Below are 22,356 nucleotides of genomic sequence, written 5' to 3'. Positions count from 1 at the left end.
GTTGCGGAGGATGGGCGAAATGAGAGGAGCTGGGGCATGTCCACAACGGTGACCGACGCGTTCCGCTGCCGGGCGGCCAGAACGCCTGACGCGGTGGCGCTGTCGGCGGAACAGGGTTCCCTGAGCTATGCCGAGCTGGACCGGTGGTCGGACGCGCTGGCCGGTGAGCTGGCCGAGGCCGGCGTGCTGCCCGGCGACCGGGTGGCGGTGTGCCTGGAACGGTCGCCGCAGCTCGTCGTGGCGCTGCTGGGCGTGCTCAAGGCCGGCGCGGCGTACGTGCCGATCGATCCGGAGGACCCCGAGTCACGGGTCTCGATGATGCTCGCGGACGCGGACGTGTCCCTGGTCATCGGCCAGTTCTTCGCCGGCTTCACCACGCTGAAGGTGTCGCCGCCCACCGGAAGGTCCACAGTGGAGCTTCCTGTCGTCGCTCCCCGGGACCTCGCCTACCTCATGTACACCTCGGGGTCCACGGGCAAGCCGAAGTCGGTGATGATCGAGCACCGGAACATCACGAACCTCGTCACCGGCGCGAACTACGTCGACGTCACGCCCGCGGACCGGATCCTGCAGCTCGCGCCGGTCGCGTTCGACGCCGCCACGTTCGAGATCTGGGGCGCGCTGCTCAACGGCGCCCGCGTGGTGCTCGCCCCGCCCGGTGTCGTGCAGGCCGAGGAGCTCGGCGACCTGTTGCGGTCCAACGAGATCAGCGTCCTGTGGCTGACCGCGGCGTTGTTCCACCGGCAGATCGACGTCGACGTGGCCGCGTTCAAGGGCGTGCACACCGTGCTGTCCGGAGGAGACGTGCTGTCCGTGCCGCACGTGCGGCAGCTGCGCGAAGCCGTGCCGGAGGTGCAGATCGTCAACGGTTACGGGCCGACGGAGACGACGACGTTCGCGACCTGCCACCGCATCGGCGCGGACGAGGACCTGGGCGGCGCGGTGCCGATCGGCTCGCAGCTGCAGAACGTCGAGGTCGTCGTCGTGGACGCGGAGGGGAAGCCCGTCGAGCCGGGCACGCCCGGTGAGCTGTGGATCGGCGGCGCGCAGGTGGCGCGCGGCTACTGGAAGCGGCCGGACCTCACGGACGAGAAGTTCGTGCGTGGCAGCTGGAACGGCGAGCGCTACTACCGGACCGGCGACCAGGGCCGCAAGCGCGCGGACGGCGTGGTCGAGTTCCTCGGCCGCATCGACGACCAGTTCAAGCTGCGCGGGTTCCGGATCGAACCGGGCGAGGTCGAGAACGCGCTGACCGAGCACCCGCAGGTCCGCACCGCCGCCGTCAGCCTCCGCACGCACCCCAGCGGTGACCGCAGGCTCGTCGCGTGGGTCGTGAAGTCCGGTGAGGAGCTGGACAAGCGGGCGCTGAAGACGCACATGCGCGCGAACATGCCCGAGCACATGGTGCCGGCCGGGTTCGTCGTGGTGGACGAACTGCCGATCACGAGCAACGGCAAGACCGACCGCAAGGCTCTGCCGGAACCCGACTGGAACTCCAAGTCGCTTTACATCTGAGGACACGCGAAAGGGCGGGCTCGCAAGGAGAGCCCGCCCTTTTCTTTACGTTCTCTAGACCCAGGAAGGAACTTCGAGGATCTCCAGGACGGCCGCGGTCCAGACGTAGCCCGCGCCGGAGGACTGCAGGACGATCAGGTCGCCCGGCTGCGGGTCGCGCTCGGCCAGCACGTGGTCGAGTCCCAGAGCGATGTCCGCGGTGCCGACCATGCTGTACTGCTTGGCCCAGTCGTACGTCGTGGTGGCCCGGTCGACGCCCAGCAAACCGCAGATGCCGTGCGTGACGATGGTTTCCGCGAGCTGCTGGTGCAGGAAGAACCGAGCGTCGGCGAGCTCGATCTCCGCTTCGTACAACGCCATCTTGAGGGAGTGCCGCACTCCGCCGCCGATGCGCGCGATCATGTCGTCGAGGTCGACGTCGGCGTTCTGGAGGAAGTCCTCCACGCCGCTGTTGAGCTGCAGGGTCTGGCCGTCCGCGAACGGCCCCGTCGTCCATTCCGCGTAGCCGCGCGACATCTGCTCGAGCGTCGAGTCGGCGTGCGAGTGGATGGAGCGGATTCGGGCGAAGCCGGAACGGTTCGACAGGACGAGCGCCCCCGCGCCGTCTCCGTTGACGTTCTGCTCCTCCGAGGCCCACCGGTCGAAGTAGGGCAGGTGAAAGGCGTCGCCCGCGGTCACGAGCGCGGCCGGCAGGTCCTGGTGCGAGGAGAGGTACGAGGCTGCCAGGTCCACTGCGGCCATGAAGCCGTTGCAGCCCTGCTTGACCTCGAACGCCGGTCCGGTGCCGCCTACCGTGTTGGCCTGCACGTAGCTCGCGGGCGTCCACAGGTCGAGTCCCTGGTGGGACAGGGAGGCGTGCACGGTCAGGCCGAAGTCCAGCGGACTGAGCCCCGAGCGTTCCACCGCCTCGACACCGGCTCTGGCGGCCATCACCGGACCGGTCTCACCAGGGGCCGCGACGCGCAGCTCCCGGTAGCCGTTCATGGCCTTCTTCTCTTCTGTGTACCGGCCGGCCGCGATGGCGTCGTCCACCGTCTCGACCTGCTCGGGCAGATATGTGCCCACACCGGCGATGTACAGGTCATTCCATCGCATCTCGAACTCCTAGGCTGCCTGGTCCAGCTGCTTGGCGACGGCGCGCGCCGTCGGGTCCTCGTAGAAGCTGCGCAACGGGACGCGGACGCCGTACCGCTCGTGGACCTGCTTGACCAGCTTCGACGCCAGCAGCGAATGTCCTCCCAGGTCGAAGAAGTGGTCCTCCGGTTCGATCCCCGGTACCCCGAGCACCTCCCCGAACAGCTCGCAGAGCTCTGTCTCCCGTTCGGCCACGGCGTCCTCCCTGTCAGCTCATGAGTAACGAAAACTTTGCGATACTCGGGTCGAGATGAGCTTGGGCCGCAGCGGAAAACCGCATGCTCGAGCCGTTCTGAAGTTTGCGTCGAGGGGTTTCACCGACGGTTGCGCGCGTCCGTCGCACGCAACCGGGATTGGGAGCCACACAGATGCAGACGTTCACTCCGAAACGTTCGACCGCCTTCGTGCGCACAGGAGCGGTCATGGCCGTGGTCCTGCTTGCTTTAACAGGCATGGCGACCGCGGCGAACGCGACCTGCACACCGGTGGGCACCTGGACCGGGTACGTGACCAGGACGGACGGCGACCACCCGACCAAGCTGCAGTTCAAGGCCAACGGCAAGGTGTTCGTCACCAACGAGCAGAACACGACCACCCAGGGCACGTGGTGGTCGACCGGCGTCAACAAGTTCCACTACAAGTTCCGCGGCGAGAAGGTCTACGACGAGAACGGCGCCTACTTCGCCTACGTCGACTTCGACCAGGACGCCGTCCAAAGTGGACCGGACAACTTCACCAGCTCCGGCCCGTCCACGTTCTTCCTCGCGGACGGCACGAACCTGGGCACCTCGAACATCACGTTCACGATGGCTCGCGTGTAGTACCCGCGCACGGACGGAGCCGGGACGGGTCCGCCGCCCTCATCCCGACTCCGGCCCGTGGGCAGTCACACCAGGAACGAGGCGTGCTCCTCGACCCACTGGCGGAACGTGCGGGCCGGCTTGCCGGTGATCCGTTCGGCCGTGGCACTGGTGTCCGCGACGACGCCGACAGCGGCCTCCCACTGGTTGAGCAGTGAGGTCAGGACGGGCGGCGGCACGAAGTTGCTCATCTGCGCCTCACCCTCCTCACGGGTCAGGCCGTTGATCACGAGCTTGCGGCCGAGCACGTCACCGACGATCTCCAGTTCCTGGCGGAACGTCAGCGACTCCGGGCCGGTGAGGTCGACGATCTCGTCCTGGAGCTTCTTCTCGGTGAGCGCGACGACCGCTACGTCAGCGATGTCATCCTCGTGCACCGGGGCCACCTGGGCCTCGGGGAAGACCTGGTCGATCGTGTCGCCGGCCTGCAGCGAGTAGCTCCAGCCGAACGCGTTGCTCATGAAAGCACCGGGCCGCAGGATGGTGTAGCTCAGGCCGGAGGTGACCACGGCCTCTTCGACGAGCAAGTGGTGGTGCGCCAACGGGTCCTGGTCGGCGCCCGGCAGCCCCACGGTGTTCGACGACAGCAGCACGATCTGCTCGACGCCGGCCTTCTCGGCCTCGTCGAGGAACTTCACGATGCCGTCCGGCTCCGCGTAGAGCAGCACCTTGGAGACACCGGCGAGGGCCGCGACGAACGTCTCCGGGTCGTTGAGGTCGAGCGCGACTGTCTCTACGCCCTCGGGCACGTCGAGTTCCGCGGGATTTCGGCCGGACGCGCGCAGGCTGTGACCCGCCGCGTAAAGCCGCTGGAGCACGCGACGGCCGACGTTGCCGCGCGCCCCGGTGACGAGGATGGTCATGTGGATCTCCCGAATTGGGTGGTTCGCCTGGATGGCTGATCACGCACAGCGTTCACCCGGTCACTCGAACGGCACTAGACCGTGCTTCAGGTCAGGGCTCCTAACCTGCGAAAACACTGTCCAGAGCTGCGAGGAGCGCACGGTGGTTTCCTTTCCCGTTCCCGGATCCAGTTACCGCGGTCCGGCGCCGGAGTTCGCCGGGTTCCGCGCGTCGAGTCCTGTCGTGCGCCTGCCCGCGAACGGCGGCGGCCACTGCTGGGTGGCGACCACGCAGGACTCGGTCCGCGTGGTGCTCGACGACGTGCGGTTTTCCCGTGCGGCGTCCTATGAACCGTCCGCGCCGACCTTTCCCGGGTTGTTCCAGGCGCCGCCCGGAATGATCATCTCGCTCGACCCGCCCGCGCACACGAGACTGCGCGACCTGGTGTCGCAGGCGTTCTCGGTCGACCGGATCGAGTCCATGCGACCGAGAATCCAGCGGCTGGTGACAGAGTTGCTGGACCAGGCGGATTCCGAGGCTCTCGAGGGACCGGTCGATCTGCTCGGCAAGTTCACGTTCCCCCTGGCCATCATCGCGATCAGCGACCTGTTGGGTGTGCCCGCCGGCGACCGCGACACGTTCGCACGACTGATCCGGGAGTTCGCCGCCGTCGACGCGCCGGAGCTGGCGGCCGCGGCGGGTGAGCAGCTCGGCGAGTTCATGGCCGGGCTGGTGTTCGGGAAGATGGCCGCGTCCGGCGACGACGTGCTGTCGGCGCTGACCGAGGCGCGGATCGGTGACGACAAGCTGGAGGTCGGCGAACTCATCGGCCTCGGCTACACGTTGCTCGGCGCCGGTGGTGACTCCACGGCCTGTCACCTGGCCAGTTCGGTCCTGACGTTGCTCGGGCACCACCGCGACGTGTGGGTGCGGCTGGGGGAGCGGCCGGAGGAGGTGCCGGCGGCGGTCGAGGAACTGCTGCGCTGGATCACGTTGTCCACCAACGACACGACCGGTCTGCCGCGGATCGCGACCGAGGACGTGAAGTTGTTCGGCGTCACGATCCCCAAGGGCGACGCGGTGTTCGTGTCGACCAACTCGGCCAACCGCGACGAGACGCTGTTCACCGACCCCGACACGCTCGACTTCACGCGGACCGACAACGCGCACCTCGCGTTCGGGTACGGGATCCACCGCTGCCTCGGCGCCCCGCTCGCGCGCATCGAGCTGACCACCGCGTTCGAGGAACTGACCCGGCGCTTCCCGGCCGCCCGCCTCGCCGTCGCGGAGGAGGACCTGGAGTGGCAGAAGGCCGACATGAACCACCGGCTCGTCGCGCTGCCGGTCGACCTGCACGGCAAGGGTTTCTGACACAGCGAAAGGCCCGCCCGGAGTTCCGGGCGGGCCTTTCCGCTGTGCGGGCTACTTCTTGCGGGGCACGGCGATCGCGGCCAGCGCACCGCAGAAGGTGAAGACGCCGGCACCGAACAACGCCAGCCCGAAACCGGAACCGAGCGAGTGCTGCAACGGTTCTCCTTGGGCCAGCAGGGAGTCCGCGCGGGCCGACGACATCGTCGCGAGGACGACCAGGCCGATCGCGCTGCCCATCTGGCGGATCGTGTTGAGCAGACCGGACGCGAGGCCCGCCTGCTCGCGCGGCACACCGGACGTCGCCGCGTTGGTGGTGGCGTTGAGAACCGCGCCCATTCCCAGGCCCAGCAACGTGGTCGGGATGAGGATCGAGCCCAGGAACGTCGACGACTCGTCCGCTGTGGACACCCAGAGCAGGCCGACGGTCGCCGTGAGCAGCCCGGCGATCAGCACCGGCCGCGGACCGATCTTCGGCACGATCCGCGCCACACCGAAGCCGCCCAGCGCGATGCCGATCGACAACGGCAGGTAGCCGAGGCCGGTCTGCAACGGGCTGAAGCCCATCACCTGTTGCAGCACCAGCGTCAGGAAGTAGAAGGTGCTGAACAGGGCCGCGATCGCGAAGAACGCCACGATGTTCGCCGCGGTCACCGCGCGGTTGCGGAAGATGCCCAGCGGCATCAGCGGGTGGCTCGACACCGTCTGCTGGCGCAGGAAGAACGCGAACAGGACGACCGCCAGCGAGAGCGAACCGGCGACCTGCCAGGAACCCCAGCCGAGCTCGTGCGACTGCGCGATGCCGTAGACCAGCGCCATCAGACCGAGTGTCACGGTGAACGCGCCGGGGACGTCGAGTGCCTTGCGGCCGCCGTTGCTCGGCGTCTCCGGCACGGCACCGCGGATCATGGAGACCAGCGCGATGCCGAGCGGCACGTTGATCAGCAGCACCCAGCGCCAGCCGAGCGACTCGGTGACGATGCCGCCGAGCAGCACGCCGACCGCCCCGCCCGTGCCGGACACCGCGCTCCACCAGCCGAAAGCCTTCGCGCGGGCGGTCGGGTCGCGGAACGTGGTGCCGAGGACCGTGAGCGACGCCGGTGCCATCACGGCCGCGCCCAGGCCCTGGAACCCGCGGGCCGCGATCAGGGTGCCGGGCGAGGTCGCCATGCCACCGACCGCGCTCGCGACCGTGAACAGGGCCGCGCCGAAGAGGAACACCCGGCGCTGCCCGAACAGGTCGGCGAGCCGGCCGCCCAGCAGCAGGAAGCCGCACACCGCGATCGTGTACGCGCTGTTGACCCACTGCAGGTCGTGCCGTTCGAACCGGAGGTCCTCGAAGATCGATGGCAGAGCGACGTTCATGACCGACGCGTCCAGCACGTTCATGAACTGCGCCAGGCAGCAGACGGCCAGCACCAGGCCGAGCTTCGTCCCCGGCTTGTTGAGAGTGGCCGTCATGAGCGCACCAGCCGGAAGAACGTCCGCAGCTCCTCGACGAGCACGACCGGGTTCTCCAGCGCGGGGAAGTGGCCGCCGGACGGCATCTCCCGCCAGTAGCGCAGATCGGTGAACCGGTGCTCCGCCCACGCCTTGGGCATCCGCGCGTCGGCCGGGAACACCGAGAACCCGGTCGGCACACCGACTTGAGTGAGCGGCGACTTGTTGTAGCTCTCCCAGTACAACCGGCCCGACGACGCGGCCGTGGCGGTGAACCAGCACACCGAGACCATGTCGAGGATCCGGTCGCGCGAGATGATCTTCTCCGCGTCGCCGTCGTGGTCGCTCCACGACCAGTACTTCTCACCGGCCCAGCCGAGCTGGCCGATGGGCGAGTCGGTCAACCCGTACGCCAGCGACTGCGGCTTGGTGTTCATCACCGCCGCGTACGCGGACTCCTTGGCGGCGAACTCCTTGAGTGCACCGAGACCCTTGTAGTCCTCTTGTGTCAGCTGGACTTCCGCCTCGGGTGCCGGGGCGAACGGCATCACGAGGTGGATCGCCTCGACGTGGTCCGGCGCGATGTGACCGAGGATGCCCGTGATGAACGAGCCCCAGTCGTTGCCGTGCGCGTAGAACTTGTCGTAGCCGACGCGGCCCATCAGCGTGACGAACGACGCGGCGATGCGTTCCAGCGTCCAGCCGGTTCCGGTCGGCTTGTCGCTGAAACCGTAGCCGGGCAACGAGGGCGCGACGACGTGGAAGGCGTCGGCCGGGTCCGGCGGGTTGGTCAGCGGCTCGATGACGTCGAGGAACTCCGCGACCGAACCCGGCCAGCCGTGCGTGAGCAGCAACGGCTTCGCCTGCGGGTGCGGGGAACGCGCGTGCAGGAAGTGGATCCCGACGCCGTCGATCTCCGTCTTGAACTGGGGGACGGCGTTGAGCTTCGCCTCGGTGGCGCGCCAGTCGTAGACGTTCGCCCAGTACTCGGCCAGGTCCTTGGCATAGGCCAGGGGCATGCCCTGCGACCAGTCGTCCACGGTCTCCGCGTCCGGCCACCTGGTCGCTGCCAGCCGCCGTGTGAGGTCCGCCAGTTCGGAGTCGGGAACCTCGACCCGGAACGGCACGAGTGCAGTGTCCATGGCGCGAAGGTAGGTACGGGGGCTCAAATCCCGGTCGACATTCAGGTTTCGAGCCGCCTTCGAGGTGCGCGTAGCAAGGTTCGGCGCGAGGCCAGGCCGATGTGATCCCCCGGAGGTGTTCCCGTGCTGCCCCTTGAACTGGACGAGGAGTTCCCGTTCAGCGGTTCCTCCTACCGCGGCCCGGACCCCAAGTACGACAAGCTGCGCGCCGAGTGCCCGGTGGCCAAGGTGCCGACCAACTCCGGCACGCCGACCTGGGTGATCACCAAGTACGAGGACGTCCGCGCCGGGCTCGCCGACTCCAGGCTGAGCCGCGCGTTGACGTGCGTCGAAGGTGCTCCCCAGGTCGGCGGCGCCATGACCACCACGCCCGAGATGATCATCTCGCTGGACGGGTCCGAGCACTCCCGGCTGCGCAAGCTGGTGATGGGCGCGTTCACCGTCCGCAAGGTCGAGGCGATGCGCGCGGGCGTGCAGAAGGTGGCCGACGAGCTGCTCGACGCCGTCGAGCTCAAGGGCGCGCCGGTCAACCTCGTCGAGGCGCTGTGCGTTCCGCTGCCGCTCACGATCATCGGTGACCTGCTCGGCGTGCCGACCGAGGACCTGAAGATCTTCGAGACGGACGCGCGGGCGTTCGCGACGTTCGACGAGAACGACCCCGAGGCGCCGATGCGGGCGTTCGGCAGACTCGCCGGCTACGTCATGGGCCTGATCGCGCAGAAGCGCGAGAAGCCCGGCCAGGACATGCTGTCGGACCTGATCTCCGCGCGGGACAACGACGACAAGCTGAGCGAGCAGGAGCTGGTGACGTTCGCGTTCACCCTCATCGGCGCCGGCTTCGACACCGCCGCGAACCAGATCTCCAACTCCGTGCTGGCGTTGCTGCACGACCACCCGGACACGTGGCGGCGGCTCGTCGCCGACCCGTCGCTGATCCCCGCGGCCGTCGAGGAACTGCTGCGGCACGTCAACCTCTTCGCCACCGACACCACGGGTTTCCACCGCATCGCGGCGGAGGACCTGGAGCTCGGCGGGCAGAAGATCGCGAAGGGCGACGCGGTGTTCTTCGTGCTGTCGTCGGCGAACCGCGACGAGGACGTCTTCGAGAACCCGCAGCAGCTCGACATCGACCGCGCCTCGAACCCGCACATCGCGTTCGGGCACGGCGTGCACTACTGCCTCGGCAAGCAGCTGGGGCGCATGGAGATGGCGATCGCCATCGAAGGTCTGACCCGCCGTTTCCCCGACCTCAGGCTCGCGGTGCCGTACGCGGACCTGAAGTGGCACCAGGGCGAAATCAACCACTCACTCGTCAGCCTCCCCGTCACCTGGGGATAGATAGAAGGAGAGCCATGAGCATCCCCGAGAAGCAGTGGGAGGTCAGGCTCGCCAAGCACGTCGAGGACGACCTGACCCTCGAGCACTTCGACGTCGTCGAGGTGGCCGTCCCCGAGCCCGGTGACGGTGAGGTGTTGGTGCGCGTCGACTACGTGTCGGTGGCCGCCGCCTTCAAGGAGTTCATGAGGTCCGACTGCCAGATCCCCGGCGTGCCGCCGTGGAAGGTCGGCGACCCCGCGGGTGGCGGCGGTGTCGGCACCGTCGTGAAGTCGAACAGCCCCGACCTGGAGGTCGGCGACCTGGTGCAGTCGTTCGGCCCGTGGCAGGAGTACTGGGTCGGCCCGGCGCAGCAGTTCATCAAGCAGAACCCGCACTACGTGCCGTCGCCGGTCTACTTCCTGTCGCAGGGGCCGACGGCCTACTACGGCATGGCGACCATCGCGCAGGCCGGCGAGGGCGACGTCGTGTTCGTCACCGGTGCCGCCGGTGGCGTCGGGTCGCTGGCCGGGCAGATCGCGAAGGCCCGCGGTGCCAAGGTGATCGGCTCGGCCGGCAGCCAGGAGAAGGTCGACTGGCTGGTGAACGAGCTCGGCTTCGACGCCGCGTTCAACTACAAGGACGGCCCGGTGTCCGACCGGCTGCGCGAGCTGGCGCCGGACGGCATCAGCGTGTTCTTCGACAACGTCGGTGGCGAGCAGTTCGAGGCCGCGATCCAGGCGGCACGTCCGCACGCCCGGTTCGCGTTGTGCGGCGAGTTGTCCAACCAGAACGACGGCGCTGAGCACCCGCGGATCGACCTGATGACGGCGATCACCAAGCACCTGGAGATCCGCCCGTTCGCCTGCTACCACCTGCCGGAGCAGATCCAGGACTGGGTCGTCCACTTCGGACAGTGGTTGCAGGAGGGGAAGTTCGTCTTCCCGCACACCATCGTGGAGGGTGGGGTCAAGACCGCGCCGCAGGCGTTGCTGTCGCTGTTGGCGGGCAAGTACACCGGCAACGTGACGGTCAAGATCTCCTGACGCGCGTTTGGAGAAGGGGGCGCCTTGACTGGCGCCCCCTTCGAGGTGCTAGCCCAGCCTTTGCGCCGTGATCTGGATCGCGGCTTCTCTTGCTGTGGTGCCGTTCGCGAGGCGCACCACCGCGTTGCCGTTGCTGACGAACTCGTCGCCGCGCAGCACGGCGTCCTGGGCGATCTCGATCGTCCCCGGAGCCTCGGTCAGTTCCTCGTTGATCCGGTAGCTGAACGTGTCGGGACCCGTCTGGGTCCACGTGCCGGCTCCCTTTCCGCCCACGACCAGCATCGCTGTGCCGTCGCGCGCGAACTCGAACTCGCTCTCCGTGTGGCCACCGGGTCTGCCGACTCGGGCGCGCCACCTGCCCACCGCAAGAGTTCCCATGCTCCCCAGGGTTTCCGTCCCAGCTAGACCTGGACTCAAGGTTCACCGAGCAGGGTTGGTGCTGACTGCCCTACCGAGTGGAAAGAAGCTGGAGGCGTCATGTCGGACGCACCATTTGCCGGACAGCAGGTCGTCGTGACGGGTGGGGGAACCGGCATCGGCCGCGCGGCGGCGCTGGCGTTCGCCGACCTCGGCGCCGCGAACGTGATCATCACCGGCCGCCGGGAGAACCGGCTCACCGAGGTCGTCGCCCTGCACCCCGCGATCACCGCGGTCGTCGCGGACGTGACGACCGACGAAGGCGCGCAGAAGGTCGCCGACGCCGTGAAACTGGGCGGCGGCAGGGTGGACGTGCTCGTGCACAACGCCGGCATCTTCCGCTTCACGCCGGTCGCGGGGTTCGACCTCGCCACCGCGCGGGACGTGCTGGACACCAACCTGGTCGGCCCGCTGGTGCTGACCGCCAAGCTGTTGCCGCAGCTGACTTCGCCCGGCGGCAGCATCGTGTTCGTCTCCAGCAACGCCGGGCACATCGCGGTGCCGGGTGGTGGCGTGTACGGCGCCAGCAAGGCCGCCGTGGACAGCCTGGTGCGCAGCTGGGCCCTCGAACTGGCCCCGCAGGGCATCCGCGTCAACGCGGTCGCGCCCGCAGCGGTGCGTACGGAGGTTTACTCCGCCAACGGTTTGAGCCCCGAGGAGGTCGAGGGCTACTTCGGCTTCCAGGCCTCGCAGACGCCTCTGGGGCGCACCGGCGAGGTCGACGACGTCGTTCCGTGGATCACCCGGTTCGCCGAGCCTGCGAGCTCGTGGGTCACCGGTCAAGTCATCACGCTCGATGGCGGCGCTGATCTGGCGTGAGCCAACTTTTCGACTAGGAGGAAGACGCAGATGACCAGCAGCGCCACCGAGCCAGGTGTGGACACGTTCCCGTACAAGCGCACATGCCCGTTCACCCCGCCCGCGCAGTACACCGAGATGGCCGAGGAGGACGTCGTCGAGGTGACGCTGACCGGTTCCGGTCTGCGGATCTGGACGATCAGCGGCTACCACACCATCAAGCAGCTCCTGACGGACCCGCGGATCAGCGCGTCGCGCAAGCACGACAACTTCCCGTTCTACTTCATCGCGCCGCCGGAGTTCCGCACCGAGACGTCGTTCATCGGCTACGACAACCCGGAGCACACCAAGACCCGGCGCAAGGCGGCCGTGACGTTCACCAACCGCCAGGTGAAGCGCCTCCGCCCGCGCATCCAGGAGATCGTCGACGAGTACATCGACAAGATCCTGAACATGACGCCGCCGATCGACTTCCACCGCGAGTTCTCGCTCGCCGTGCCGATGACGGTCATCTGCGAGCTGCTCGGCATCCCGCAGGACGAGCACGACTTCTTCATCGAGCACGGCACCTGTCTGCTCGGCGGTCACTCGACGCCCGAACAGCGTCAGGCCGCGATCGTCGAGGTGAACGCCTACGTCGACAAGCTGATCACGTTGAAGGAGAAGGAGCCCGGCGAGGACCTGCTCAGCCGTGCGATGGCGGAGTACGCCGCGTCCGGCGAGGAGTACACGCGCCGCGACCTGTTCAACATGATCCGCCTGCTGATGAACGGCGGCCACGAGACCACGGCCTCGATGCTGTCGCTGGGCACCGCCGCGCTGCTGGAGAACCCGGATCAGCTCAAGCTGCTGCTGGACGACCCGGAGGGCATGATCGAGCCGGCCGTCGAGGAGCTCGTGCGTCTCGCGACCATCGGTGACACCGCCATCCCGCGCGTCGCGCTGGAGGACATCGAGATCGGCGGCAAGACCATCAAGGCCGGCGACGGCATCCTGTGCCTGGGCCTCAACGGCAACCGCGACCCGGAGATCTTCCCGGAGCCGGAGAAGCTGATCCTGGAGCGCGGTACCCGCAAGCACCTCGGGTTCGGCCACGGCCTGCACCACTGCATCGGTGCCGACCTGGCGCGCCTGGAGATGCAGCTGGTCTGGTCGACGCTGTTCCAGCGCATCCCGTCGCTGCGGCTCGCCAAGCCGTTCCTGGAGATCCCGCGCAAGGAAGGCGCCGTGATCTACGGCCTGTGGGAGCTGCCGGTCACCTGGGACCTGCCCGCTGAGGACTGAGCTTCACGAGAAAGGGCCCCGCACCTCGGTGCGGGGCCCTTTTCGTTGGTGTCGTCAGTCTTTCGGGATGTTCGGGCGCTGCACGTGCCCGGGAATCCTGGTGTGCTTGCTCGCCGGCAGCACACCGTCGACGAGGTAGTCGTCGACCAGCGAGTCGAGAACCTCGTTGCCCGCCAGCCCGTACACCTCGTGGTCGCCGGAGTCCTCGATGAGGACGAGCGGGTGGTCCAGCAGCGCGGCCAGCTCGATGCCGCCCTCGACGCGGTCCATCGGGTCGCCGTCGGCCTGCACCACGAGACCCTTGGGGTAGCCCGGCTGCGCCAGCTTCGTCGGCGGCTCCAGGCTTTCGAACGTCCGGAACGCGCCGACCCACGGCTGGGCGCGCAGCACGCCGTAGCCGTACGGGTGCTCGGCGCGGTGCTTGCGGACGTCGGCGTAGTAGACCTCCAGGTCCTGCGGCCAGTAGGTCTCCAGCGTGATGGCCTCCAGCACGCCGACCCGCAGGTCGCCCTCGGAGTCCTGCGGCCGCCAGGTGGCCTGCCCGACGATCAACGCCCGCGCCTTCTCGAAGTTGGCGTCCTGCAACGTGGTGCGCAGGTCGCCGACGAGGTAGCCCAGCGAGTCCCACTGCCCGCGGTCGGTGGCCCGCGTGCCCACCGCGCCGTCGAACAGCGTGCGGAGCTGGATCTGGTCGCCTTCTTCGAGCTTCGCGACGACGGCCTCGATCTCGGCGATGACGGCTGCCGGGGTGTTGCCGAGGTGGAAGTGCCCGTCGCGCTCGGCGGTCCAGTCCGCCCACAGCGCGACGTTGCGGTAGACCGCCTCAGCCTGGGTGACGAACTGCTCGCGCCAGGTCCACTGTGGATTGATGCACGAGTCGAAGACCGTGCGGTCGAGGTTCTCCGCGAACATGGTGCCGTAGACGGCGCCGACGTACACGCCGTACGCGTACCCGACGAACGAGATCTTCTCCTCGCCCAGCACGACGCGGATCAGGTCCATGTCACGGGCGGTGTTGCGGGTCGTGATGTGCGGGCGCAGGTCGCCGCCGCCCTTCTCGCAACCGAGCTCGCGCAACCGCATGTCCTCGGCCAGCTGCTCGAAGAGCGAGTCCGGCGGCCGGGAGTCGAAGGGCGCCTTGGGAATCGTCACCTCGGCGTAGAGCTTGGTGGACTCGCCGTACCCGCGCGGGTCGAACCCGATGAGGTCGTAGGCGGTCCGAACCCGGCTGCCGAGGCGTTTGATCAGCCCGAGGCCGTCGCCGCCGTCGCCACCGGGTCCGCCGTTGACGGCCAGCAGCACACCGCGGCGCTGGGCCTTGTCCGTGGCCTTGAGACGGGCGATCGCGATGGTGATCTTGGGACCGTCCGGGTCGGAATAGTCGCGTGGCACGACGACCGTCGCGCGTTCAAGGCCGTCCTCGAACGGCGGTGACCAGTTCACCTGCTGGTCGTAGAACTCCTTGAGGGGCACGGTGGAACCTCCGCGTGTGGGTGTACGCCGACACCGCAGCGTCGCAAGACCTGCTCGAATGCCAGCGGAACCGCGAGCCACCCGCCCGGTTTGTGGCGGGACGGGGTGTTCGAGGTCAGCGCCCGGTCCTCCCGTCGATCAGCTCCCGGATGACGTCGGCGTGCCCGGCGTGCCGGCCGGTCTCCTCGATCATGTGCGCGAGCCGCCACCGGATGTCATCGGCGGCACTGCCGTCGATCACCTCGTCGGCCCGCTCCACCGCCTCCCGGTACCCGGCCACGACGTCTGCGACGCTGTCGCCCTCGGGCACGTGGAAGGTCGCCTTCCAGCTGCGCGGCTTCACGCCCAGGAACGTCGCTCGCTCCACGAACGTGAGGTGGCGCAACAACCCCAGCAGGTTCGTTCCCGACGGGACCATCGCGGTCCGGACCTGAGGTTCGGGCGCGTCCTCCACCTTGGCGACCACCGCCGCGCGCAGGTAGTCGAGGAATCCGCGCAGGACCTCGGTCTCACTCCCGCCGGTCCTGGGCGGCGGTTGGTCGCGTTTCCTGGGCATGGCTCGATTTTCGGTCGCTCCGGAGAGGAACGCACGCGAACTTGCCGTTCCAGCAAGCTCCTGAACGCTCAAGGTGGTCTCCACCACGTGCAAAGCGATGACGTTCAAGGTGAACCACGTCCGGCGAGCCGCAGATCCGTGGGAGAACTGCCATGCCAAAGATCACTTACGTTTCGCACGACGGCATCGAGACCGTTGTCGACGTGGCCCAGAACGACTCCGTGATGCGCGGCGCGGTTCTCAACGGCATCAAGGGAATCGTCGCCCAGTGCGGTGGTGGGGCCTCGTGCGGTACGTGCCACGTGTACGTCGACCCGGAGAACACCAAGCCGCTGTCGCAGATGCACCAGGTGGAGGACGAGCTTCTCTACTTCACCGCCTGCGAGCGCAAGGAGAACAGCCGGCTGAGCTGCCAGATCCCCGTGACCGAGGAGCAGGACGGGCTCGTCGTGCACATGCCTGAGAAGCAACTCTGAGGGAGAGAAGCATGAGCAAGCGACGGGTCGCCCTGGTCACGGGCGCCACCAGCGGAATCGGTCTCGAGGTCGCCCGCAGTCTCGGCAAGGAGGGACACGCGGTCTTCGTCGTGGCCCGCAACGCCGAGAACGTCCAGACCACGGTGAAGCAGCTGCGTGAAGAAGGCATCGAGGCCGACGGCGCCGCCTCCGACGTGACGTCCACAGAGGACATCCGCACCGCGGTGCAGAAGGCCGTCGAGGTCTTCGGTCCCATCGAGATCCTCGTGAACAACGCGGGTCGCGGTGGCGGCGGCATCACCGCCGAGTTGGACGAGGACCTCTGGCTGGACGTCATCGACACCAACCTCAACGGTGTCTTCCGGTTCACCAAGGAGGTGCTGTCGACCGGCAAGATGGTCGAGCAGTCCTGGGGCCGGATCATCAACATCGCCTCCACCGGCGGCAAGCAGGGCGTCGTGTTCGCCGCGCCCTACTCGGCGTCCAAGCACGGCGTCGTCGGGTTCAGCAAGGCCGTCGGCATCGAGCTCGCGAAGTCCGGCATCACCGTCAACGCGGTGTGCCCCGGCTACGTCGAGACGCCCATGGCCGGCCGCGTCCGCCAGGGCTACGCGAACCACTGGGGTGTCTCCGAGGAAGAGGTCCTCGAGAAGTTCAACGCCAAGATCCCGCTGGGTCGGTACAGCACGCCGGAAGAGGTCGCCGGTCTCGTGACGTACCTGACCACGGACACCGCGTCCTCGATCACCGCACAGGCGCTCAACGTCTGCGGCGGGCTGGGCAACTACTGACATGCGCGGCGAGTCGGTAGTCGTCGTCGGGGCCGGGCAGGCGGGCTGCCAGGTCGCGGTGTCCCTGCGCGAGCAGGGACACCGCGGCCCCATCACGCTCATCGGTGACGAGCAGGCCGCGCCGTACCAGCGGCCCCCGCTCACGAAGGCCTACCTGGCGGGGGAGACCGACCTCGCCGGGCTGGTCCTGAGGCAGGACTCGTACTACGACGACCACGGCATCAAGCTCGTGCGCAACGAGCGGGTGATCGGGGTCGACCGCCAGGCACGGGTCGCGGTGCTGGGATGTGCCCGCACGATCAGCTACGACCACCTGGTGTTCGCGACGGGCGCGCGGCCGCGGCCGTTGCCCATCCCCGGCGCCGAGCACGTGCTGAACCTGCGCACGGTCGCCGACGCGGACGCGATCAGGGAACGGCTCGACGGCCAGATCGGGCTCGACGTCGTCGTCATCGGCGGAGGGTTCATCGGCCTCGAGTTCGCCGCCGTGGTCAGGAAACTGCGCCACGAGGTGACCGTCGTCGAGGCGCAGGGCCAGGTGATGCAACGGGCGGTGTCCGCGGAGACGGCCCAGCACCTCGTCAACCGCCACCGCAGTGAAGGCGTCCAGATCCTCACCGGAACGGGCGTCGCCGCGGTCAGGGAAGGCCTGGTCGAGCTCACGGACGGCACGGTGCTCGTCGCGGACCTCGTGGTCGCGGGCATCGGCGTCATCCCGAACACCGAGATCGCCCAGCGCGCGGGGCTCGCGGTCGACAACGGCATCCTCGTCGACTCCCACCTGCGCACCGTCGACCCGCGCGTCCACGCGCTCGGCGACTGCGCGCGGTTCGCCAGCACGCACGCCGGCGGCCTGATCCGCCTGGAGTCGGTGCAGAACGCCACCGACCAGGGCACCACGGTCGCGGCGGCCATCATGGGCAGCGCGGAGCCCTACACCGCCCTGCCGTGGTTCTGGAGCGACCAGTACGACGTGAAGCTGCAGACCGCGGGCCTCACCAACGGCCACGACCGCACGGTCACCGTCGGCGACCCGGCCGAGGGCAGGTTCTCCGTGTTCTGCTTCAAAAATGACAGGTTGATTGGAATCGAGGCCTACAACCGGCCGATCGACTTCCTGATGGGGCGCCGGATCCTGGAGGGCGGCAACTCGCTCACCCCGGAGATCGTCGCCCAGCCGGGCTTCGACCTGCGCGCCAGCCAGCAGCGGGCAGCCTGAGCGATGCCATCCGCACAGCTACAGCCAGCCGGCTTCCTCGGCGATGCGGATGGCGTCCACCCGGTTGCGGCCGTTGAGCTTGGTCATGATCGTCGTCATGTAGTTGCGGACCGTGCCGACCGAAAGGGACAACGCGACAGCGATGTCAGGCGCGTCGGAGCCGTTCGCCGCCAGCCGGAGGACCTCCAGCTCGCGGTCGGTCAGCGGGCACTCGCCGCGATCCCACGCGGCCAGGGCCAGCTGGCTGTCCACGACGCGTTCCCCGGCGGCGACGCGGCGGATCGCGTCGGCGAGCTCAGTCGGCGGCGCGTCCTTGAGCAGAAAACCGTCCACGCGGGCCGCCAGCGCCCTGCGCAACGTCCCCGGACGGCCCAGCGACGTCAGCATCAACGTCCTGACCTGCGGCATCGTCTCGCGGATCGTCGTCGCGGCGCTCAGCCCGTCGAGGATCGGCAGGTCGATGTCGATCACACAGACGTCGGGACCGTGCTGGCGCGCGGCCGGCACGATCTTGTCGCCGGAGCTCACCTCGGCCACGACCTCGATGTCCGGTTCGAGGTTGAGCAGCGCGATGAGAGCACCGCGCACCATGTGCATGTCCTCCGCGAGCAGAACCCTGATCATCGCGCCCCTCCGCGCGACACCATATCTCCCAACGTTCATGTCGCGCTCCACGCCACATCAAGGCGGCCCGGCAAGGGTGAACCGAGCTGCCTCGCGAAGGGATGCGTCATGGAACGCAGCGTCAACGTGACAGTCGTGTACTACTCCTCGACGGGAACGATTCACCGGATCGCCTCGGAGATCTCCGAGACGGCCGAGAAGCACGGCGCCGAGGTGCGGCTGGTACGGGCTGCGGAGCTGGCGCCCGAGGCGGCGTGGCGGTCCAGGCCGGCCTGGGCGGCGCACCTGGAGGAGACCGCGGACGTCCCCGTCGCGTCGGTCGACGACGTGCTGTGGGCCGACGCCGTCGTCTTCGGCACGCCGACCCGCTTCGGCAACGTGTCCGCGCAGCTCAAGCAGTTCATCGACACGCTGGGGCCCGCCTGGTTCAGCGGTCTGCTGGCCGACAAGGTGTACAGCGCGTTCACCTCCGGCGGCAGCCTGCACGGAGGCATGGAGACCACGCTCGTGTCGATCTACAACATGGTCTGCCACTTCGGCGGGATCATCGTGCCGCCGGGAGGAAACCTGAATCCCTACGGCACCTCTCACGTCCTGGGCGCGGACAACCTGCCGGTCGACGAGATCGCGTTGCAGGCGGCCCAGATTCAGGCGGAACGCGTCGTGCGCGTCGCACGTGCGCTGAAGGAGGTCTGACCGCGGTGCGAGTGAAGGATGTTTTCGTCAACGGCAGCGGCGTGCGCCTGCCCTCGACGCTGAACGTCGCGGACGCGATCGCGTCGGGGGAGTGCGAGCCGAAGCTCGTCTCGCGGACGGACGTCGAGTCCGTGTCCGTGTCCCCGCACGAGTCGGCGGCCGAGATGGCGGTCGAGGCGGCACGGGTCGCGTTGGCACGGGCGGGATCGCAGCCCGACGACGTCGACCTGATCCTGCACGCCACCACCTACCACCAGGGCCAGGACCTGTGGCCGGTCGGTTCCTACATCCAGCGCGAGACGGTCAGGAACTCCTGCCTGGCGCTGGAGATCCGGCAGATGTCCAACGGCGGTCTGGCCGCCATGGACCTCGCGGTGTCCTACCTGATCGCCCGTCCCGGCAGGGATGCCCTCCTGACGTCCTCAGATCGCTTCTGCCTGCCCGGAATCGACCGCTGGAAGACCGACCCCGGAACGCCCTACGGCGACGGTGCGTCGGCTCTCGTGCTGTCCACCCGCGGCGGTTACGCGAAGCTGCTTTCGTTGGCCATCAACGCGGATTCCGACCTCGAACCGCTGCACCGCGGCGACGTGCCGTTCGGCCTCGCGCCGTTCTCGCACCGCATCCCGGTGGACTTCGAGGAGGCCAAGCACACGTTCAGCCGCGAGTTCGGGCTGTCCTACGGCATCAACAAGGCCAACGCTGGCCAGGCGCTCGCCGTGGAGCAGGCCCTGTCCGACGCCGACATGAAGATCGGTGACGCGGACTGGATCATCCTGCCGCACTTCGGCCGCCGCCGGCTGGACGTGAACTACCTGCGCCCGTACGACATCGAGCCGGAGCGCACCACGTGGGAGTGGAGCCGCACGGTCGGGCACCTCGGCGCCGGCGACCAGTTCGCGAGCTTCGACCACCTGGTGCAGACCGGCAAGGCGACGTCGGGCCAGCGGATCGTGATGTTCGGCGTGGGCGCCGGCTACAGCTGGGGTTGCGCGGTCATCGAGATGCTGTGAGCACACCGAAAGGGCCGCGTGAGGGGGAATCCCTCACGCGGCCCTTTTCGCTGCTTTCAGTTCAACGGCAACGGGATCTCGGCGCGCAGCCGGTAGGTGTGCTCGGGCGTGAGACCGGCCTGCAGGTCACCGCCGAGCGCGCGGACGCGGGTGGTCAGGTTGCCGATCCCGCTGCCGTCACGCGACTTCCGCTCGATGGTGGGGATCCCGTCGTTGATGATGTCCATCGTGACCAGGTGCCGCGAGCTGGCGAGCACGATCTCGCAGTGCTCGGCCTTGCTGTGCCGCAGGAGGTTCGTGACGCCCTCGCGCAACACCGTCGCCAGCGTCACCGTCACCTCCTTGGGCAGCTGGTCGCACGCGTCGATCCGCACGGTGACCTCGATGTCGGCCGCGGACAGCAACGCCTGCGCAGACTGGGTCTCCTCGTCGAACGACAGCTCGCGATAGCTCAGGGCCACCGACCGCACGTCCGCCAAAGCCTGCCGGGAGATCTCCAGCACCTCGGTGAGCTCCTGGCGCGCCCGGCCGGGGTCGATCACCGCCAGCCGGTGCGTGAGCTCGCTCTTCAGCGTGATCGCGGAGAGGCTGTAGCCGAGCAGGTCGTGCAGGTCGCGGGCGAACCGCAACCGTTCCTGCGTGACCGCCGCCGTCGCCAGTTCCTCCCGCGCCTCGTGCAGCTCGTTCACCGTGGAACGCAGCCTGGTCAACGCGTAGAGCACCAGGCCGTGGTTCGTCGCGGCGATGACGCCGTACACGGTGTCCACGACGCCCTCACCGATCGAGGGGCCCATCACGTGGTAGATCGCGCCCTGCGCCGCGACGACCGCGACGAACGCGAGCCAGCCGGTCCGGCGGGGCAGGAGCAGCGCCGCCGATCCGGCGAGGAAGCCGGGCACGGCGCCGAGGTAGGGGTTGGTGAACACGAACGGAGCCGTGTACACGCAGACGGCCAGCGCGGCCAGCACCGCGCCGACGCGGACCGGGGTCAACCGGACGTGGGGACGGCTCACCAGGCCCAGCACGAGCCCGACGGCCACCGCGTTGCTCACCGCGGCGGCCGCGATCCCGGCCGCCCCGACCGACGAGTAGAAGTGCGTGGACAGCGTCGTCGCCATCGCTCCGTACCCGACCACGACCGCCGTGAGCAGCACCTGGGCGAACCGCGTCGCCATCATGGGGCCGGCGGGGCGCGGGTCGCTGGCCCGTTCCTCCGACGCCGGATCGGTCGGCACCTCGGCGTGCAGCCGGTAGACGCCGTCCGGTGAGGCCTGGGCGAGGATCGACCCACCGAGGGCGGTGGTGCGGGTGGCGAGGTTGGTGAGACCGCTGCCCCGATCGGTGCCGGCCTCGGCGGGCGCGCCGTCGTTGACGACGTCGATCGACACGAACCCGTCCGTGCCGGAGATCGTGATCGTGCAGCGGGTGGCCTCGCTGTGCCGGAGCAGGTTCGTCACGCCTTCGCGCAGCACCGTCGCGAGGACGGTCCTGGACCGGGGGGCGAGCTCGGTCTCGTCCGCCTCGATCGTCGCCGCGACCCCCGCGGCGGTCAGCACGGACCGCGCCGACTCGATCTCGTCGGCCAGCGACAGTTCGCGGTAGCTCGACGCCACCGCACGAACGTCCGTCAGGGCCTCACGGGCGATGCCGAGGATCTCCGCCAGCTCACGCAGCGCGCGGTCGGTGTGTTCACCGATCAGCTTGCGGGTCAGCTCCACCTTCAGCGTGATCGCCGAGAGGCTGAACCCGAGCAGGTCGTGCAGGTCGCGGGCGAACCGCAGCCGTTCCTGTGACACCGCCAGGTCGGCGAGCTCGGACCGGACCGTCTCCAGCTGCTTCACCAGCGACGGCAGCCGCGACAGGCCGTAGACGACCAGGCCGGCGACCATCGACGACACCAGGTAGTAGATCAGCACGCCGGTTTCCCACTGGCCGATCTTGGCCGCGGCGTTGACCAGCGCCACCGCGCCGAACACCAGCCACCGCACCCGGCCCGGCAGCACCAGCAGGGCACTGCCCGCGAAGAAACCGGGCATGCCGGCCCACGCGTTGGGGAAGAACAGGATCGGCACGAACACCAGCAGCGCGAGCGCGCCGAGCGCCAGGTAGGCCTTGGCCGACCTCAGGTCCGTGCCCGGCCGGGAGAACACCCGCAGCTGCAGGTACCCGATCGAGAGCAGACAGGCCAGTGAACCCGCGATCCGCACGGGGGTGGCGCCGGCCTGCAGGACGTAGAGGAACGCGTTGCTGAAGTAGCCGACGAACACCACGCTGATCACGACGTACGCCAAACGACGGGACACCGATGAGCGTTCCTGTCGCAGCGTCACAGCAGCAGCTCCCACGC

At 68.6% G+C, this 22,356-nt stretch carries 22 protein-coding genes; 12 read left to right on the top strand and 10 right to left on the bottom strand.

Annotated features, from left to right (window positions below; genetic code table 11):
* The first annotated feature begins 36 nt into the window (after positions 1-36).
* The gene (locus ACH413_RS29555; protein WP_360042285.1) at positions 37-1,515 is read left to right on the top strand and encodes an amino acid adenylation domain-containing protein; all 1,479 of its coding nucleotides are present in this window, start codon (positions 37-39) and stop codon (positions 1,513-1,515) included.
* A 54-nt stretch (positions 1,516-1,569) separates the two neighbouring features.
* On the opposite strand, the gene ACH413_RS29550 is transcribed toward ACH413_RS29555, so the two are convergent.
* Together ACH413_RS29550 and ACH413_RS29545 are read right to left on the bottom strand one after the other, a co-directional pair.
* Positions 1,570-2,610 (bottom strand): ketoacyl-ACP synthase III family protein, encoded by a 1,041-nt coding sequence (locus tag ACH413_RS29550; protein WP_360042288.1) that lies wholly within the window; start codon positions 2,608-2,610, stop codon positions 1,570-1,572.
* Positions 2,611-2,619: 9 nt separating this feature from the next.
* Entirely contained in the window at positions 2,620-2,844 is a 225-nt protein-coding gene (locus tag ACH413_RS29545; protein ID WP_093600101.1) for an acyl carrier protein, read from the bottom strand.
* 227 nt (positions 2,845-3,071) lie between these two features.
* On the opposite strand from ACH413_RS29545, the gene ACH413_RS29540 reads away from it, so the two are divergent.
* Positions 3,072-3,470 carry a hypothetical protein gene (locus ACH413_RS29540; protein ID WP_360042291.1) on the top strand — a complete coding sequence of 133 codons (399 nt, stop codon included), beginning with the start codon at positions 3,072-3,074 and terminating at the stop codon, positions 3,468-3,470.
* A 65-nt stretch (positions 3,471-3,535) separates the two neighbouring features.
* On the opposite strand, the gene ACH413_RS29535 is transcribed toward ACH413_RS29540, so the two are convergent.
* Positions 3,536-4,372: an NAD(P)H-binding protein gene (locus tag ACH413_RS29535; RefSeq protein WP_360042294.1), complete on the bottom strand. Its 837-nt coding sequence runs from the start codon at positions 4,370-4,372 to the stop codon at positions 3,536-3,538.
* 142 nt (positions 4,373-4,514) lie between these two features.
* On the opposite strand from ACH413_RS29535, the gene ACH413_RS29530 reads away from it, so the two are divergent.
* Entirely contained in the window at positions 4,515-5,723 is a 1,209-nt protein-coding gene (locus ACH413_RS29530; RefSeq protein WP_360042296.1) for a cytochrome P450, read from the top strand.
* Positions 5,724-5,774: 51 nt separating this feature from the next.
* On the opposite strand, the gene ACH413_RS29525 is transcribed toward ACH413_RS29530, so the two are convergent.
* A complete protein-coding gene (locus ACH413_RS29525) occupies positions 5,775-7,181 on the bottom strand; it encodes an MFS transporter (RefSeq protein ID WP_360042299.1) in 1,407 nt (468 codons plus the stop codon).
* On the bottom strand, positions 7,178-8,302 hold the full coding sequence (locus ACH413_RS29520) for an epoxide hydrolase family protein (RefSeq protein ID WP_360042302.1): 1,125 nt from the start codon (positions 8,300-8,302) through the stop codon (positions 7,178-7,180). The genes ACH413_RS29525 and ACH413_RS29520 overlap by 4 nt, the downstream gene beginning before the upstream one ends.
* Positions 8,303-8,425: 123 nt before the next feature.
* Here ACH413_RS29520 and ACH413_RS29515 point away from each other — a divergent pair, with 123 nt between their 5' ends.
* On the top strand, positions 8,426-9,640 hold the full coding sequence (locus tag ACH413_RS29515; protein WP_360042305.1) for a cytochrome P450: 1,215 nt from the start codon (positions 8,426-8,428) through the stop codon (positions 9,638-9,640).
* Between the two features lie 14 nt (positions 9,641-9,654).
* The gene (locus tag ACH413_RS29510; protein WP_360042308.1) at positions 9,655-10,662 is read left to right on the top strand and encodes an NADP-dependent oxidoreductase; all 1,008 of its coding nucleotides are present in this window, start codon (positions 9,655-9,657) and stop codon (positions 10,660-10,662) included.
* Between the two features lie 48 nt (positions 10,663-10,710).
* Here the strand turns inward: ACH413_RS29510 and ACH413_RS29505 are convergent, their stop codons facing one another.
* The gene (locus ACH413_RS29505) at positions 10,711-11,040 is read right to left on the bottom strand and encodes a hypothetical protein (RefSeq protein WP_319978447.1); all 330 of its coding nucleotides are present in this window, start codon (positions 11,038-11,040) and stop codon (positions 10,711-10,713) included.
* A gap of 99 nt (positions 11,041-11,139) precedes the next feature.
* Here ACH413_RS29505 and ACH413_RS29500 point away from each other — a divergent pair, with 99 nt between their 5' ends.
* Both ACH413_RS29500 and ACH413_RS29495 read left to right on the top strand, forming a co-directional pair.
* Positions 11,140-11,898: an SDR family oxidoreductase gene (locus tag ACH413_RS29500; protein ID WP_360042313.1), complete on the top strand. Its 759-nt coding sequence runs from the start codon at positions 11,140-11,142 to the stop codon at positions 11,896-11,898.
* Positions 11,899-11,928: 30 nt separating this feature from the next.
* A complete protein-coding gene (locus ACH413_RS29495) occupies positions 11,929-13,161 on the top strand; it encodes a cytochrome P450 (RefSeq protein WP_360042316.1) in 1,233 nt (410 codons plus the stop codon).
* 54 nt (positions 13,162-13,215) lie between these two features.
* On the opposite strand, the gene ACH413_RS29490 is transcribed toward ACH413_RS29495, so the two are convergent.
* Together ACH413_RS29490 and ACH413_RS29485 are read right to left on the bottom strand one after the other, a co-directional pair.
* A complete protein-coding gene (locus ACH413_RS29490) occupies positions 13,216-14,634 on the bottom strand; it encodes an alpha/beta fold hydrolase (protein ID WP_360042319.1) in 1,419 nt (472 codons plus the stop codon).
* A gap of 115 nt (positions 14,635-14,749) precedes the next feature.
* Positions 14,750-15,190: a DinB family protein gene (locus ACH413_RS29485; protein ID WP_360042322.1), complete on the bottom strand. Its 441-nt coding sequence runs from the start codon at positions 15,188-15,190 to the stop codon at positions 14,750-14,752.
* Positions 15,191-15,342: 152 nt separating this feature from the next.
* Between ACH413_RS29485 and ACH413_RS29480 the strand changes: the two genes are divergently transcribed.
* The 3 genes from ACH413_RS29480 to ACH413_RS29470 are packed head-to-tail and all read left to right on the top strand — an operon-like array spanning position 15,343 to position 17,676.
* Positions 15,343-15,666, top strand: a complete 324-nt coding sequence (locus tag ACH413_RS29480) for a 2Fe-2S iron-sulfur cluster-binding protein (RefSeq protein WP_093600065.1) — start codon at positions 15,343-15,345, stop codon at positions 15,664-15,666.
* A gap of 11 nt (positions 15,667-15,677) precedes the next feature.
* Complete coding sequence (locus ACH413_RS29475) at positions 15,678-16,457, top strand: SDR family NAD(P)-dependent oxidoreductase (RefSeq protein WP_360042326.1); 780 nt, start codon at positions 15,678-15,680, stop codon at positions 16,455-16,457.
* Position 16,458: 1 nt separating this feature from the next.
* Positions 16,459-17,676, top strand: coding sequence for an FAD-dependent oxidoreductase (locus ACH413_RS29470; protein WP_360042329.1), 1,218 nt, complete (start codon positions 16,459-16,461; stop codon positions 17,674-17,676).
* Positions 17,677-17,694: 18 nt separating this feature from the next.
* Here ACH413_RS29470 and ACH413_RS29465 read toward each other — a convergent pair whose 3' ends face one another.
* On the bottom strand, positions 17,695-18,300 hold the full coding sequence (locus ACH413_RS29465; protein WP_360042332.1) for a response regulator transcription factor: 606 nt from the start codon (positions 18,298-18,300) through the stop codon (positions 17,695-17,697).
* 108 nt (positions 18,301-18,408) lie between these two features.
* Between ACH413_RS29465 and ACH413_RS29460 the strand changes: the two genes are divergently transcribed.
* Together ACH413_RS29460 and ACH413_RS29455 are read left to right on the top strand one after the other, a co-directional pair.
* Positions 18,409-18,996, top strand: a complete 588-nt coding sequence (locus ACH413_RS29460) for an NAD(P)H-dependent oxidoreductase (protein ID WP_319978439.1) — start codon at positions 18,409-18,411, stop codon at positions 18,994-18,996.
* 5 nt (positions 18,997-19,001) lie between these two features.
* Entirely contained in the window at positions 19,002-20,009 is a 1,008-nt protein-coding gene (locus tag ACH413_RS29455; RefSeq protein ID WP_360042335.1) for a ketoacyl-ACP synthase III family protein, read from the top strand.
* Positions 20,010-20,065: 56 nt separating this feature from the next.
* Here ACH413_RS29455 and ACH413_RS29450 read toward each other — a convergent pair whose 3' ends face one another.
* Entirely contained in the window at positions 20,066-22,339 is a 2,274-nt protein-coding gene (locus ACH413_RS29450; protein ID WP_360042338.1) for a histidine kinase, read from the bottom strand.
* Between the last annotated feature and the right edge of the window lie 17 nt (positions 22,340-22,356).

Origin of the sequence: Lentzea sp. NPDC020367 (assembly GCF_044387305.1) — a bacterium.
In the GTDB taxonomy this organism is placed as follows: Bacteria; Actinomycetota; Actinomycetes; order Mycobacteriales; family Pseudonocardiaceae; genus Lentzea.
Note: the sequence above shows the minus strand (reverse complement) of the source record. Positions and strands in the feature narration are given on the sequence as shown.

Excerpts from the sequence above, each read along its gene's own strand:
- ACH413_RS29555 (WP_360042285.1), top strand. The coding sequence starts at position 37 with ATGTCCACAACGGTGACCGACGCGTTCCGCTGCCGGGCGGCCAGAACG.
- ACH413_RS29550 (WP_360042288.1), bottom strand. The coding sequence starts at position 2,610 with ATGCGATGGAATGACCTGTACATCGCCGGTGTGGGCACATATCTGCCC.
- ACH413_RS29540 (WP_360042291.1), top strand. The coding sequence starts at position 3,072 with ATGGCCGTGGTCCTGCTTGCTTTAACAGGCATGGCGACCGCGGCGAAC.
- ACH413_RS29535 (WP_360042294.1), bottom strand. The coding sequence starts at position 4,372 with ATGACCATCCTCGTCACCGGGGCGCGCGGCAACGTCGGCCGTCGCGTG.
- ACH413_RS29525 (WP_360042299.1), bottom strand. The coding sequence starts at position 7,181 with ATGACGGCCACTCTCAACAAGCCGGGGACGAAGCTCGGCCTGGTGCTG.
- ACH413_RS29520 (WP_360042302.1), bottom strand. The coding sequence starts at position 8,302 with ATGGACACTGCACTCGTGCCGTTCCGGGTCGAGGTTCCCGACTCCGAA.
- ACH413_RS29510 (WP_360042308.1), top strand. The coding sequence starts at position 9,655 with ATGAGCATCCCCGAGAAGCAGTGGGAGGTCAGGCTCGCCAAGCACGTC.
- ACH413_RS29505 (WP_319978447.1), bottom strand. The coding sequence starts at position 11,040 with ATGGGAACTCTTGCGGTGGGCAGGTGGCGCGCCCGAGTCGGCAGACCC.
- ACH413_RS29500 (WP_360042313.1), top strand. The coding sequence starts at position 11,140 with ATGTCGGACGCACCATTTGCCGGACAGCAGGTCGTCGTGACGGGTGGG.
- ACH413_RS29495 (WP_360042316.1), top strand. The coding sequence starts at position 11,929 with ATGACCAGCAGCGCCACCGAGCCAGGTGTGGACACGTTCCCGTACAAG.
- ACH413_RS29485 (WP_360042322.1), bottom strand. The coding sequence starts at position 15,190 with ATGCCCAGGAAACGCGACCAACCGCCGCCCAGGACCGGCGGGAGTGAG.
- ACH413_RS29480 (WP_093600065.1), top strand. The coding sequence starts at position 15,343 with ATGCCAAAGATCACTTACGTTTCGCACGACGGCATCGAGACCGTTGTC.
- ACH413_RS29475 (WP_360042326.1), top strand. The coding sequence starts at position 15,678 with ATGAGCAAGCGACGGGTCGCCCTGGTCACGGGCGCCACCAGCGGAATC.
- ACH413_RS29470 (WP_360042329.1), top strand. The coding sequence starts at position 16,459 with ATGCGCGGCGAGTCGGTAGTCGTCGTCGGGGCCGGGCAGGCGGGCTGC.
- ACH413_RS29465 (WP_360042332.1), bottom strand. The coding sequence starts at position 18,300 with ATGATCAGGGTTCTGCTCGCGGAGGACATGCACATGGTGCGCGGTGCT.
- ACH413_RS29460 (WP_319978439.1), top strand. The coding sequence starts at position 18,409 with ATGGAACGCAGCGTCAACGTGACAGTCGTGTACTACTCCTCGACGGGA.